This is a genomic window from Streptomyces sp. URMC 123 (genome assembly GCF_051386515.1).
In the GTDB taxonomy this organism is placed as follows: Bacteria; Actinomycetota; Actinomycetes; order Streptomycetales; family Streptomycetaceae; genus Streptomyces.
Genome location: NZ_JBPQTV010000023.1, coordinates 24,660 through 38,393 on the forward strand (window position 1 = coordinate 24,660; position 13,734 = coordinate 38,393).

Genomic DNA, 13,734 nt, shown 5'->3' on the forward strand with positions numbered 1-13,734 from the left:
TGCCCCCGCACGGCAGCAGGTCGGACGAGACGGCGGTTGACACGAGATGAGCTTCCCGGAGCACGCACCGGACCACGCGTACGCCCACCCCGACGGGACCGGGCACCTCCCCTTCCCGTCCTCCCCGCCGGCCTCGTCCTTCCCGTCCTTCCCGTGCAATGAGCTGGAGGAGGTGCTCCTCGCCTCCGTCGGTGTCGAGGGCGCCGGCGCCCGCCTCGTCGAGGTGCTGGGGCGCAGCCACGTCTGGGTGCCGCTGCCCAAGGGCGGCGGCCCGGACAGCCGCGGCCTCGACCTGCCCACCGTGGACATCGGCGGGTTCGCCTACGTCCCCGTCTTCAGCTCGGAGCAGCAGTTCCGCCAGGTCGTCGGCGACCACATGTCCTTCGCCGTCGCGCCGGCCCGCGACTTCGCCCGCGGGCTGCCCCCGCAGCTCGGCATCGCGGTCAACCCGGACGGCGCCGTCGGCATGCCCCTGCCGCCGCTCGCCGTCGCCGAGCTCTGCCGCACGGGCGGCCCGGAGCTCGGCGGCCTCGCCCCGATGGACGCCGCGTCCGGCCTGCCGACCGGCGGCCGGGTCCGGCTGTTCGAGCCGGACTGGCAGGAGGAGCCGGTCGAGTTCCTGGCCAAGGCCGCCGGCGAGTTCGCGGGCCTGGGCCACGGCCTCGTCCGCACCGCCCGGCGCGCCCTCGCCAGCGTCGAGGGCGACCCGCCCGCGCTCTTCATCGGCGTCGAACTGCTGCGCCACGAGCCCGAGGACCGCGCCGCCGTCATGGACGCCCTCGGCCGGGCGCTCGGCGCGGCCCCCGTCCCGTGGCCGGTCCAGCTGGTCTTCCTCGATGTGACGGACGATCCGGTCGCCATCTGGATGGCGGGCCGGCTGCGCCCCTTCCACACCGCGGAGCCCACCGGCACCTACGCCGGGGACGGCTTCCCCGCCCCTTGACAGGTCCGCGGCGCGCCGGAGTGGGCGAGCCCCTGTCTCCAGGGGCTCGTAAGCTGGTTGGATGACCGGACGGGGCGCGCCGACGTGCCCCGACGCGGCCGGGGGATCGGGCCGGCGGGCACAGGCCGAGGAGAAGGGGCGTACCCAGGTGAGCGCGGGCGCGGGAGGCGGCACGGCGGCGACCGGTGCCGTCGAGCACATGCTGCGGCAGGTCACGCCCGGACGGTACGACGCCTACGAGGCGCTGCTGCGGGCCCTCGCCGAGGGCCAGGTGTGGATGCTGCTCTGGCACGGCACCCCCGGCTCGCCCGACGCCCAGTACGGCAACATGGCCGTCGACGGCCTCGGTTACGCCCCCTGCGCGACGTCCCCCCAGGAGCTCGCCGCCAGCGGCTGGACCCGCGCCCACGAGGTGGTCCCCGGCTGGGAGATCGCCCGCTCGCTCTACCCCGAGCGCTGGGGCCTGTGGCTCAACCCGCACGCCCCCGGCGGCGGCGTCGGCATCCCCTGGGCCGATCTGCGCCGGATCGCCCTCGGCCTCGACCGGCTGCCCGCCGGCCCGCTGCGGCTGAGCGAACCGTCCATCGACATCCCGCAGTTCTACGCGCTGCTGACCCAGAACGCGCACCGCACCCCGGTGGTGCGCTCGCTGCGCAGGGCCTGGGTGCAGCCCGCCGTCGGCGCCCCGTACCTGGCCATCGGGCTGGACCTGTACGACAACGGGCCGCAGGCCGTCGAGGCGGTGCGGGTGATGATGGGGCAGTCCATCGACGCGGTGCCGGAGGGGCTGCCGGTGTCGACGGTGGCGATGTCCGACGAGTACGACCCGGTGGCGATGTGGATGCGGGCCGGCGCGCGGCCGTTCTTCGACCGGGACGCGTACGGCGGCACGGTCGTACCGCCGATGCTGCCCGTGGCTCCCCCCAACTGGCAGCCGCGCCCGTACTGACGCGCGCCGCGCGAGGACCCCCGCCGGCGCCCGTACGGAATCCCCGCTGAGCCGGTTCCCCTGTCCGGATAACGGAAGACAGTGGGTCACATCACAGTTGCGCATCCATTCCCCGCCAGGTCTGGCGGGTGATCGCGAACCGGATGAAGACTCCCGCCACGGGGTCGGCGACCCGGGCGGACGCCCGTGGACCGCGCGTCCCGTGACGCACCGCGATCAGTGAACACCACCGCGACCAGCGCACCTTCCGCACAGCGAGCACCACCGCACAGCGAACAGCACGACGCACACCGCACCGCGAGCACGACTCCGCACCGCGACGAAGCACCCGTACCGCGAGCACCACCGCACAGCGAAGAGCACCGCACCGCACCGCGACGAAGCACCCGTACCGCGAAGAGCAAGCGCACCTGTGTTGTGAACGAATGCCGCCTCGGCGGCGCGCGTGGGCCGGTCCGTGCCGGCCGAGAGGGGCCAGAGCACCGTGACCGCACCGATCGAAACCACCGGAGCCGCTGCCGAGGCGCAGCCGGAAGCGGTGTTGCAGGGCGTCGAGAGCAAGCGGATCGAGGGCCGCTCGCTCGGGCAGATCGCCTGGCTCCGCTTCCGCCGCGACAAGCTCGCGGTGGCCGGTGGGGTGGTGGTCGTGCTGCTGATCCTGGTCGCCGCGCTCTCCCGCCCCCTCCAGGCGCTGCTGGGCCTGGACCCGAACGCGCCCAACCAGGGGCTGATCGACCCGAGCACCACGCTCCCCAAGGGCGGCTTCGGCGGCATGAGTTGGGACCACCCGCTGGGCGTGGACCCGAAGTTCGGCCGCGACCTGCTGGCGCGGGTGCTCGAGGGCTCGTGGGTGTCGCTGATCGTCGCGTTCGGCGCCACCGTGCTGGCGAACGCGATCGGCACGGTCCTCGGGGTGATCGCCGGCTACTACGGCGGCCGGGTGGACACGCTGATCAGCCGGCTGATGGATGTCTTCCTCGCCTTCCCGCTGCTGCTGTTCGCCATCGCGATCTCCGCCTCGCTCCAGGGCGGCGCGTTCGGGCTGGAGGGGCTGCCGCTCCACATCGCCGTACTGATCTTCGTGATCGGGTTCTTCAACTGGCCCTACATGGGCCGCATCGTGCGGGCGCAGACGCTGTCGCTGCGGGAGCGGGAGTTCGTCTCCGCGGCCCAGGGCATGGGCGCCCGGGGCCCGTTCATCCTCTTCCGGGAGCTGCTGCCCAACCTGGTGGGTCCGATCGTCGTGTACTCCACCCTGCTGATCCCGTCCAACATCCTCTTCGAGGCGGCGCTGAGCTTCCTGGGCGTCGGCATCCAGCCGCCGCAGGCGTCCTGGGGCGGCATGCTCAACCAGGCCGTCGACTTCTACGAGGTGGACCCCCAGTACATGCTCGTCCCCGGCCTTGCGATCTTCGTCACCGTGCTCGCCTTCAACCTCCTCGGTGACGGCCTGCGGGACGCGCTGGACCCGCGCAGCCGCTGACGCCGAAACGGCGCTTCACCAGTCAACTCTCCGAGAACCGAAGGGGATCGAAGCCCATCATGCCAAGAAAATTCCCGGTCGCGGCGATCGCGGCCCTCACCGGCGCGGGCCTGCTGCTGGCCGGCTGCGGTGGCAGCAAGAGCGACGGGGACAAGAAGGGCGAGGCCAAGGCCAACGCGGCCACCACCGGCATCGTCAACGTCTCCGACAAGAAGGGCGGCACGGTCACCTACGCCATGGCCGACGCCCCCGAGTCGTTCGACCCGGGCAACACGTACTACGCCTTCGTCTACAACTTCAGCCGGCTGTACGCCCGCCCCCTGACCACCTTCAAGCCGGCCCCCGGCCCGAAGGGCAACGAGCTCGTCCCGGACCTCGCCGAGTCGATGGGCCAGGCCAGCGACGGCGGCAAGACCTGGACGTACAAGATCCGCAAGGGGGTGAAGTACGACGACGGCACCGAGGTGACCGCCAAGGACGTCAAGTACGCGGTGGAGCGCTCCAACTTCGCCCGCGAGACGCTCTCCCTCGGCCCCAACTACTTCCAGCAGCTCCTGCCGAACGACGAGCCGAAGTACAACGGCCCGTACAAGGACAAGGACCGGGCCGCGGAGGGCCTGAAGGCCATCGAGACGCCGGACGACCACACCATCGTCTTCCGGCTGAACCGGCCGTTCGCGGAGTTCGACTACCTCGTCAGCGCCCCGCAGACCGCCCCGGTGCCGCGCGCCAAGGACAAGGGCGCCGACTACACCAAGAGCATCGCGTCCACCGGCTCGTACAAGTTCGAGTCCTACCAGGAGGGCAAGCAGGTCGTCCTGGTCCGCAACCCGCACTGGTCCGAGCAGACCGACCCGCTGCGCAAGCAGTACCCGGACCGGATCGTGCTGCGGATGAAGGTGGAGCAGTCCACCATCGACAAGGACCTGCTGGCCGGCAACACCCTCATCGACATGGCGGGCCGCGGCGTCGACGCCCAGACGCAGGCGCAGATCCTGAACAAGCCGAAGGAGAAGGACAACACCGACAACGCCTACGGCCAGCGCCTGGTGTACACGGCGATCAACACCAAGGTGGCGCCGTTCGACAACATCGAGTGCCGCAAGGCGGTGCAGTACGCGATCGACAAGACCGCCGTGCAGACCGTCATGGGCGGCCCGATCCGCGGCGACATCGCCAGCACCGTGCTCCCGTCCGACCTCGACGGCTACCGGAAGTACGACCTGTACCCGACCGACGGCGGCAAGGGCGACCTGGCCAAGGCCAAGGAGCACTGGGACAAGTGCGGCGCCGGCAACGTCAACACCGTCATCACCGCGCGCAGTGAGCGCCAGGACGAGATCGACGCCGCCACCTCCATCGTGGACTCGCTGAAGAAGATCGGCGTCACCGCCAAGATCCAGCAGTACCCCGGCAGCAAGTACTTCCAGAACTACGCGGGCGTCCCGGAGTTCAACAAGCGCGAGAACATCGGCCTGATCATGATGCAGTGGGGCTCCGACTTCCCCACCGGCTACGGCTACCTCCAGCAGATCGCGCACGGGAAGGCCATCGGCAAGTCCGGCAACACCAACCTCTCCGAGCTGGACGACCCGACGATCAACAAGCTGCTCGACGACGCCATCGCCAACCCCGACAAGGCGGCCCGCGAGAAGGCGTACGCCGAGGTGGACAAGAAGATGATGGAGCAGGCGGTCATCGTGCCGCTCACCTACTTCAAGGTGCTGCTCTACCGCTCCCCGTACGCCACCAACATGGTGTCCAGCTCTGCCTGGAGCGGGCAGTACGACTACCTCAACGTCGGCACCACGAAGAAGTAGCCCCGGAAGGCAGGTGAAGGCATTGGTGCCCGCGAGCCGGCGCTCGCGGGCACCGACGCCGCGTCCCCGTGTTCTCGTACCTCATTCGCAGGGTGATCAGCGCAGTGGTCCTGCTGCTGATCGTCAGCGCGGTCACCTTCGGCATCTTCTTCCTGCTGCCGATGCTGGCCGGGCAGACCAGCGACCAGCTCGCCCAGCAGTACATCGGAAAGAGCCCCACGCCCGAGGACATCCTCGCGGTCAAGCGCAACCTCGGCCTCGACCAGCCCCTCTACGCGCAGTACTGGAACTTCCTCAAGGGCCTGTTCGTCGGCATCGAGTACAAGTTCGGCCCCGACGCGGGGACCTGCAACGTCCCCTGCTTCGGCTACTCCTTCAAGACCCATATCGAGGTCTGGCCCGAGATCACCTCGCGGCTGCCCGTCACCGCCTCCCTGGCCGCCGGCGCCGCCGTGCTCTGGCTGCTCTCCGGCATCACCACCGGGGTGATCTCGGCGCTGCGCCCCGGCTCCTGGTTCGACCGCCTCGCCATGGGCGTCGCCCTCGCCGGCGTCTCCCTGCCGATGTTCTTCACCGGCGCCCTCGCCCTGGCGCTCTTCAGCTACAACTGGGCGCTCTTCCCCAATGTGCACTACGTGCCGTTCGCGGAGAGCCCGGGGGAGTGGGCGAGCAACATGGTGCTGCCCTGGGTCACCCTCGCCTTCCTCTACTCCGCGCTCTACGCCCGGCTCACCCGCGCCGGCATGCTGGAGACCCTCAGCGAGGACTTCATCCGCACCGCCCGCGCCAAGGGGCTGCGCGAGCGGAAGGTCATCGTCCGGCACGGGCTGCGGGCCGCGCTCACCCCGATCATCACCGTCTTCGGCATGGACCTCGGGCTGCTGCTCGGCGGCGCGCTCATCACCGAACGCGTCTTCTCGCTCCCCGGCGTCGGCGCCTTCGCCGTCCAGTCCATCACCGACAACGACCTGCCCAACATCCTCGGCGTCACCCTGCTCGCCGCGTTCTTCATCGTCCTGTGCAATCTGGTGGTGGACCTGCTGTACGCCGCCGTCGACCCGCGGGTGAGGCTCTCGTGACCCAGGCTTCCCGGACCCGGCCGGAGGACAGCGCTCCCCGGGCCTTCCTCGACGTGCGCGACCTCAAGGTGCACTTCCCCACCGACGACGGGCTGGTGAAGTCCGTCGACGGGCTCTCCTTCCAGCTGGAGAAGGGCCGGACCCTCGGCATCGTCGGCGAGTCCGGCTCCGGCAAGTCCGTCACCTCGCTCGCCATCATGGGCCTGCACCGCGCCGCCCGGCAGCAGCGCGCCCGGGTGCGGATGTCCGGCGAGATCTGGCTCGGCGGCAAGGAGCTGATCTCGGCCGATCCGGACGAGGTGCGCCGGCTGCGCGGCCGCGACATGGCGATGATCTTCCAGGACCCGCTGTCGGCCCTGCACCCGTACTACACGGTGGGCCAGCAGATCGTGGAGGCCTACCGGGTGCACCACGACGTCGACCGCAAGACCGCCCGCAAGCGGGCCGTGGAGATGCTCGACCGGGTCGGCATCCCCCAGCCGAACAAGCGGGTGGACGACCATCCGCACCAGTTCTCCGGCGGCATGCGCCAGCGCGCGATGATCGCGATGGCGCTGGTCAACAACCCCGAACTGCTCATCGCCGACGAGCCGACGACCGCGCTGGACGTCACCGTCCAGGCGCAGATCCTGGACCTCATCCGCGACCTGCAGCGGGAGTTCGGCTCCGCGGTCGTCATCATCACCCACGACCTGGGCGTGGTCGCCGAGCTCGCCGACGACATCCTGGTGATGTACGGCGGCCGGTGCGTCGAACGCGGCCCCGCCGACCGGGTCTTCGACGCCCCCCAGCACCCCTACACCTGGGGCCTGCTGGGCTCGATGCCCCGCATCGACCGCGACCAGACCGACCGGCTGATCCCCGTCAAGGGCTCGCCGCCGAGCCTCATCAACGTGCCCAGCGGCTGCGCGTTCCACCCGCGCTGCCCCTACGCGGACGTACCCAAGGGCGGGGTCACCCGCACCGAGGTCCCCGAGCTGCGGGAGGCCGGCGACCGGCACTTCTCGGCCTGCCACCTGGCGCCGGAGGACCGGACCCGGATCTGGACCGAAGAGATTGCGCCGAAGCTGTGACCGCTGCCCGAGACACCGTGAAGACACCCCGCGACACCGCGAAGACACCCCGTGACACCGCCATCGGGGGCGCGCCCGACGCGCCGGAGCCGCTGCTGCGCGTCGCCGGCCTGGTCAAGCACTTCCCCATCACCAAGGGCGTGCTCCGCCGCAAGGCCGGCGCCGTCCAGGCCGTCGACGGCGTCGACTTCGACGTCCGCCCGGGGGAGACCCTGGGCGTGGTGGGCGAGTCCGGCTGCGGCAAGTCGACCATGGGCCGGCTCATCACCCGGCTGCTGGAGCCCACCGCCGGCCGGGTCGAGTTCGAGGGCCGCGACATCACGCACCTGGGCCCGGGGAAGATGCGCCCGCTGCGCCGCGACATCCAGATGATCTTCCAGGACCCGTACGGCTCGCTGAACCCCCGGCACACCGTCGGGTCGATCGTGGGCACGCCGTTCCGGCTCCAGCAGGTCACGCCCGAGGGCGGGGTGAAGAAGGAGGTGCAGCGGCTGCTGGAGCTGGTGGGCCTCAGCCCCGAGCACTACAACCGCTATCCGCACGAGTTCTCCGGCGGCCAGCGCCAGCGCATCGGCATCGCCCGCGCGCTCGCCCTCAAGCCGAAGCTGGTGGTCGCCGACGAGCCGGTGTCCGCGCTGGACGTGTCGATCCAGGCCCAGGTGGTCAATCTGCTGGACGACCTCCAGCGGGAGCTGGGCCTCACGTACGTGATCATCGCCCACGACCTGTCGGTGATCCGCCATGTCTCGGACCGGATCGCGGTGATGTACCTCGGCAAGATCGTGGAGCTTTCGGACCGCGCCTCGCTGTACGCCGCGCCCCTGCACCCGTACACCAAGGCGCTGCTCTCGGCGGTCCCGGTGCCCGACCCCCGGCGGCGCACCGAGCGGGGCCGCATCCTGCTCAAGGGCGATGTGCCGTCCCCGATCTCGCCGCCGTCCGGCTGCCGCTTCCGCACCCGGTGCTGGAAGGCGACGGACGTGTGCGCGGAGCAGGAGCCGCCGCTGGTGGCGCTGCGGACGGGGCACCAGGTGGCGTGCCACCATCCGGAGCCGGACCCGGCCTCCGAGGGCGCCGCGACCGGTTCCGGTCCTGCTCCCGCTGCCGGTGGGGGTGCCGCGCGGGGCACGGAACCCTAGGCGGACTTCGGCCGCGACACGCGGGCGACGAGGAGGAGCAACGCCCCGCAGGCGGCGACCACGAGCCAGCCCGGACGGGACGCGTGGGCGAGTTCCGCCGGGCCGGCGGCCGCGACCAGACCGCCGGCGAGGGCGATGCCGAGGGCGGAGCCGAGCTGGCGGGCGGTGGAGGTGATCGCCCCGGCCACGCCGGCACGGGCGAGCGGCAGCCCACCCACCGCGATGGTGGTGATCGGGGCGTTGCCGAAGCCGAACCCGACGCCGATGAGCGAGTACGCCGCCAGCAGCAGGAGCACGCTCGTGTGCGGGGAGAGCCGGACCAGCGACAGCCCGCCCGCCGTGATGAAACCGCCGGCCAGGAGCAGCGGCAGCCGCGGACCCGTACGGCCGACCAGTCGGCCGGCCCACGGCGCGCAGGCGGTCGCCCCCACGGCCATGGGCAGGGTCGCCACCCCGGCGGCCAACGGCGTCCAGCCGCGGGTGTGCTGGAGGTAGAGGGTGTTCAGCAGCAGGGTCACGTTCAGGGCGACGAAGAGTGCCACCGCGCCCAGCACGGCACTGCTGAAGACGGGGTGCCGGAAGAGCCGCAGATCCATCAGCGGCTCGCGCCGGCGGGACTCGACCCACACGAACCCGGCCGTCGCCACGGCGGCCCCCGCGTACCCGGCGAGCGCCGCACCCGACGTCCAGCCGATGTGCGGCCCCTCGATGAGGACCCCCACCGAGACCCCGATGACCAGCGTCAGCAGGATCTGGCCGGGCAGGTCGAGCCGCCGCGCCCGCTCCGCGCGGGACTCCGGCACGAACACCGCGCTGAGCACCAGGGCGGCCGCGATGACCGGTGCGTTGATCCAGAACAGCGACCGCCAGCCGAGCTCCGCGAGGAGAGCGCCGCCCGTCACGGGGCCGATGGCCATGCTCAGCCCGAACACCGACGCCCAGATCCCGATCGCCCGCGCCCGCTCCTTGGGGTCGGGCATCGCGTTCACCACGATCGCGAGAGCCACGGGGCTGAGCATGGAGGCACCGACACCCTGTGCGGCCCGGGCCGCGACGAGCAGGCCCGCCGACGGGGCGAGCGCACAGGCCAGCGAGGCCACGCCGAACACGGCCAGCCCGCACTGGAACACGCGGCGGCGTCCGAAGCGGTCCGCCAGCGCGCCGGAGGAGATCAGAAGACCGGCCAGAACGAGGCCGTACGCGTCCACGATCCATTCGAGATCGCGCGTCCCGACCCCCAGGCCGCGCCCGATGGCCGGCAGACCCACATTGACGATCGTGGTGTCCAGGCCCACCAGGAACATGCTCAGACAGCAGACGGCCAGCACCGTCCAGCGCCTGCGCGCACTCGGCACGGGCCCAACGTCCGGCCGTCGGGGGGCAAGGGTCGCGGTCACGGGTCCGCCTCTCACATCCGGGAACACTGCCCGGCAAGGCTGGGACCGGATGGCGCCCGCGGCCCAATAACGTTGCGGGATTGGCAAAACCGTTGCGGAAACCGCAAGGCCGTCGCGGCCGTCGATCCGGGCGGGACCGACGGCAGCGCGTACCGCCGGCTAGGGCCGGTCCGAGCGGCCGTGGGGCCGGGGCAGATGCAGCCCGAAGTACATGGCGCCGACGCGCAGGGCGAACACCGTCCCCGCGGAGAGCACGGCCGCGGGCGTGGGCGCCACGCCCACCGTGTGCAGCGAGAGATAGGCCACCGCGCCCGCCAGGGCGGCGGTGGCGTACACGTCCTCGCGCAGCAGCAGCGGCGGGAACTCCCCGCACAGCACGTCGCGGATGACCTCGCCGGCCACGCCGGTCAGCACCGCCAGCATGATCACCGCGAGCGGGGTGGCGCCCGACGAGATGGCGGCGCGGGCGCCGATCACCGTCACCACGGAGAGTCCGATGGCGTCCACGACCAGCAGGGACGTCTTGGGCAACCGCCAGTGGCGCAGATAGAGGATGGTGCCGACGGCGACCGCGGTGATCACCGTCAGCAGCACCCAGTCGTGCGTCCAGTACAACGGGTGGCGGTCCAGGATGAGATCGCGCAGCGTGCCGCCGGAGATCGCGGCCGCGAAGGCCAGGACCACCCCGCCGAAGGGGTCCATGTTCGCCCGGTGCGCGGCCAGCACCCCGCTGGCCGCGAACGCCGAGACTCCCACCAGATACAGCACGTGCAGCATGTCGCGTTCCCAAGGTCGGGTCGGGTCCGTCACTCCCGTCGGGGCTCGCGGCGCGCCGGGCTCCCGCCGAAGCGGAGCGCCCGGCTCCGCGGTGGGAGCACGGGCGCATCATCTCAAGCGGGGCTCGGCGGGCGGTTCCGCCCGCCTCGGTGTTCTGCCTGATCCCGGGGGCGGCGGGGGCGCCCCGCGCCACGGGTCGGCCGGCGCCGTTCCGCTTCCCCGCCGACCCTACCGGCGAGTAACTTTTCGGTGTAGCGTGCGCGCATGGCACAGGCGACCATCGGTAACAGCGAGTTCGACCGCGACACCGCCGTAGTCCCCCGCGGGGACGGCGTCTACGAGGCGGAGCTCTCCGCGGGCTGGACCATCGTCCAGGCCGTCAACGGCGGCTACCTCCTCGCGGTCCTCGGCCGCGCCCTGGGGCGGGCCCTTCCGCACCCCGACCCCTTCAGCATCACCGCCCACTACCTGACGGCCTCCCAGCCGGGGCCCGCGGTCATCCGCACCCAGGTCGCGCGGGCCGGCCGCACGCTCTCCACGGGCCAGGCATCGCTGTACCAGCGGGACGAGAACGGCGCCGAGGTCGAGCGCATCCGGGTGCTCGCCTCGTACGGCGACCTCGACGCGCTCGCCGACGACGTCCGCACCAGCGCCAAGCCGCCGGCGATGCCGCCGCGCGAGCACTGCCTCTCGACCGCCGACGCGCCGGAGAGCGCGGCGCCGTTCCGGGGCAGCACGGCCATCGTCGACCGCATCGACCTGCGGCTCGACCCCGCCACCAGTGGCTGGGCCGTCGGCGCGCCCTCCGGGCGCGGGGAGATGCGGGGGTGGTTCGGGCTCGCCGACGGGCGGGACCCCGACCCGCTGTCCCTGCTGCTCGCCGTCGACGCGCTGCCGCCCACGGGGTTCGACCTCGGGCTCGCGGGCTGGGTGCCGACCGTGGAGCTCACGGTGCACGTACGGGCGCGGCCGGCCCCGGGGCCGCTGCGGGTGGCGATCGTCACGCGGAACCTCGCGGGGGGTTTTCTGGAGGAGGACGCGGAGGTCTGGGATGCGGAGGATCGCCTCGTCGCCCAGTCCCGCCAGCTCGCTCGCGCGGCGTCCTGAACGGGCTAGCGACGTTCCCTCCGGGGTGGTCCCCACGACGTCCCCGTTGTGCGTTGTCCGTGAGGTGTGCCCTCCGGGCAGGTTGGCGCGACGTTCCCTCCGGGGTGGTTTGCGCGACGTTCCCGTCGTGAGTCGTCCGTGACGTGACCGTCGTTGCTTCCCCGCCCCGCAGGGGCGAGGTCTTTGCCCCGGCCGAAGGCGCGGGCTCTTTGCCTCGGCCTTCGGGCCGACCCCACTTTCCCGCCCCGAAGGGGCGGGTTGCTTGCCCCGACCTGCGGCGCGACACTCACTTCCCCGCCCCGTAGGGGCGGGTGTTGCCCCGGCCTTCGGCGCGCGAAGCCTTCCTTTTCCCGCGCCGAAGGCGCGGGGGCTTCCCCGGCCTTCGGCCGGCACGAGCTTTCCCGCCCCTTCGGCGCGACCCCCCTTCCCGCCCCGAAGGGGCGGGTTTTTTGCCCCGGCCTTCGGCCGGGGGGTGGGGTGGTGTTTGCGGCGCCCGTGGGTTGCGGGTGTCGGTGCCGCACCGGGGTACCTCCTCGGCGGCGCACGTGCACGTGGCTTCTTCGGCTTTCTCGCCGTCTCGTGCGCCGCGCTGCGGGGGCACCCCGCTACGTCCCCTCCGGTGGCATGGGCGCACAAAGCTGGGTGGGGGTTACACGCTCCCTGAGTGCGTGGCCGGGCCGTGATCCGCGATCTCCTGTGCCGCAATCGGCTCCGGCTTCGCCGGAGAAAGGCAGCCGGGTCAGGCGGTCCTGTTGCTCCGGTCCGTCGCTCTCGCGAACTTCCTCGCCGCCAGGCCGAAGAGGAGACCGCCAGTGAGAAACCAGGGATTCCACAGGACCAGCGTCCAGAACCGCTGCTCCGGACCTATGTCCACCCCTTGGCCTCCGGTGTCGGACAGCAGCAGCAGTTCCACCGCGACGCCACGCACCAGCAGCACAGCGCAGACACACCAGCCCAGAGCCGCGACCGCTCGTCCGGCAAGGCCACGGGGCCGCGGCAGGGCGAGAAGCCATCCCAGCGCACCGCCGGCAAGACACAGCGCTCCCACACCCCACAAGCCCACGGCCACGAACCACGTGGGGCGTTCCTCGGCCAATGGCCCCGCCGAGACGCTCAGGCCCCAGTCGCCGCCCAGCGCCCAGTAGAAATGCAGCAGGGCGAAGGCGACCGCCCAGGCACACGCGACACGCCCCCACGACCCCGGCGTCGTCCTGTCCCGCTGATCCCCGCGCATGTCGAGGAGCATGCCATGTGACCGATTCACGTGATCGCTTGTGCCAGGGGGCCGTCCCGGAGCGGGAATGAAGTGGCCGGAGAGCCGAGGGACGGCAGCAACCCCCGATGGTTGTCCACCCCCCACCGCGGGCGCGACGCGCTACGGGCCGGAGGGGACGTGGCGGGGTGCCCCCGCAGCGCGGCGCACATGCTCCCAGGGGGAGCCGAAGAACAACCCGCACGGTGCGCCGCCGAGGAGGTACCCCGGCGCGGCACCGACCCACCCGACCACCGGGCGCACGACCGCAACCCCCAAACCCCGCGCCGAAGGCGCGACCCTCCTCTCCCGCCCCGAAGGGGCGGGGGGTCTTTGCCCCGGCCGAAGGCCGGGGTGGGGTGGTGCTCCGCACCGAAGGCGCGGGAATCCCCGGCCTTCGGCCGGGAAACGCGTCGGTCGCGGCAGGGGCGACCCACAACGGGGACGTCGCGCAGACCACCCGGAGGGAAACGCCGCGCAACCTCACGCAACCCGCGGAGCGACCCGGTACGGTCGTGACAGCCACCGAAAACACCCGCAGGGGACTCCGTGGGGATCGAGACCGATCAGCTCGTCTACGACTACTTGAGCCGGGTCGGCGACCTGGCCCAGCAGCGTCAGCTCTCCTCCGCTGCCCGCATGCGCCTCGTCGCCGATCTCCGCGCGTCGTCGTCCTCGTCCGGCGGCGGCTCCAGCATCTCCGGCACCTCGATGC

The 13,734-nt window shown here is 72.0% G+C and carries 11 protein-coding genes; 8 read left to right on the plus strand and 3 right to left on the minus strand.

Going from position 1 to position 13,734, the window contains the following annotated elements; all coding sequences use genetic code 11:
* The first annotated feature begins 46 nt into the window (after window positions 1–46).
* The 7 genes from ACSNOD_RS05585 to ACSNOD_RS05615 all read left to right on the plus strand — a co-directional run bounded on the left by ACSNOD_RS05585 (window position 47) and on the right by ACSNOD_RS05615 (window position 8,486).
* Window positions 47–943 (plus strand): enhanced serine sensitivity protein SseB, encoded by an 897-nt coding sequence (locus ACSNOD_RS05585; RefSeq protein ID WP_436765610.1) that lies wholly within the window; start codon window positions 47–49, stop codon window positions 941–943.
* Window positions 944–1,142: 199 nt separating this feature from the next.
* On the plus strand, window positions 1,143–1,892 hold the full coding sequence (locus tag ACSNOD_RS05590; protein ID WP_436765619.1) for an enhanced serine sensitivity protein SseB C-terminal domain-containing protein: 750 nt from the start codon (window positions 1,143–1,145) through the stop codon (window positions 1,890–1,892).
* Window positions 1,893–2,376: 484 nt separating this feature from the next.
* Window positions 2,377–3,375 carry an ABC transporter permease gene (locus ACSNOD_RS05595; RefSeq protein WP_436765611.1) on the plus strand — a complete coding sequence of 333 codons (999 nt, stop codon included), beginning with the start codon at window positions 2,377–2,379 and terminating at the stop codon, window positions 3,373–3,375.
* 59 nt (window positions 3,376–3,434) lie between these two features.
* Complete coding sequence (locus ACSNOD_RS05600) at window positions 3,435–5,195, plus strand: ABC transporter substrate-binding protein (RefSeq protein ID WP_436765612.1); 1,761 nt, start codon at window positions 3,435–3,437, stop codon at window positions 5,193–5,195.
* 68 nt (window positions 5,196–5,263) lie between these two features.
* Window positions 5,264–6,274, plus strand: a complete 1,011-nt coding sequence (locus ACSNOD_RS05605) for an ABC transporter permease (protein WP_436765613.1) — start codon at window positions 5,264–5,266, stop codon at window positions 6,272–6,274.
* A complete protein-coding gene (locus ACSNOD_RS05610) occupies window positions 6,271–7,347 on the plus strand; it encodes an ABC transporter ATP-binding protein (RefSeq protein ID WP_436765614.1) in 1,077 nt (358 codons plus the stop codon). Before ACSNOD_RS05605 ends, ACSNOD_RS05610 begins: the two co-directional genes overlap by 4 nt.
* Window positions 7,348–7,409: 62 nt before the next feature.
* On the plus strand, window positions 7,410–8,486 hold the full coding sequence (locus ACSNOD_RS05615; protein ID WP_436765620.1) for an ABC transporter ATP-binding protein: 1,077 nt from the start codon (window positions 7,410–7,412) through the stop codon (window positions 8,484–8,486).
* On the opposite strand, the gene ACSNOD_RS05620 is transcribed toward ACSNOD_RS05615, so the two are convergent.
* The gene (locus ACSNOD_RS05620) at window positions 8,483–9,841 is read right to left on the minus strand and encodes an MFS transporter (protein WP_436765615.1); all 1,359 of its coding nucleotides are present in this window, start codon (window positions 9,839–9,841) and stop codon (window positions 8,483–8,485) included. The two genes, ACSNOD_RS05615 and ACSNOD_RS05620, sit on opposite strands and share 4 nt — an antisense overlap.
* A gap of 201 nt (window positions 9,842–10,042) precedes the next feature.
* Window positions 10,043–10,660: a trimeric intracellular cation channel family protein gene (locus ACSNOD_RS05625; RefSeq protein ID WP_436765616.1), complete on the minus strand. Its 618-nt coding sequence runs from the start codon at window positions 10,658–10,660 to the stop codon at window positions 10,043–10,045.
* Window positions 10,661–10,924: 264 nt separating this feature from the next.
* Between ACSNOD_RS05625 and ACSNOD_RS05630 the strand changes: the two genes are divergently transcribed.
* Complete coding sequence (locus ACSNOD_RS05630) at window positions 10,925–11,767, plus strand: thioesterase family protein (protein WP_436765617.1); 843 nt, start codon at window positions 10,925–10,927, stop codon at window positions 11,765–11,767.
* Window positions 11,768–12,506: 739 nt separating this feature from the next.
* Here ACSNOD_RS05630 and ACSNOD_RS05635 read toward each other — a convergent pair.
* Window positions 12,507–13,013 carry a DUF3995 domain-containing protein gene (locus ACSNOD_RS05635; RefSeq protein WP_436765618.1) on the minus strand — a complete coding sequence of 169 codons (507 nt, stop codon included), beginning with the start codon at window positions 13,011–13,013 and terminating at the stop codon, window positions 12,507–12,509.
* Window positions 13,014–13,734 lie beyond the last annotated feature (721 nt).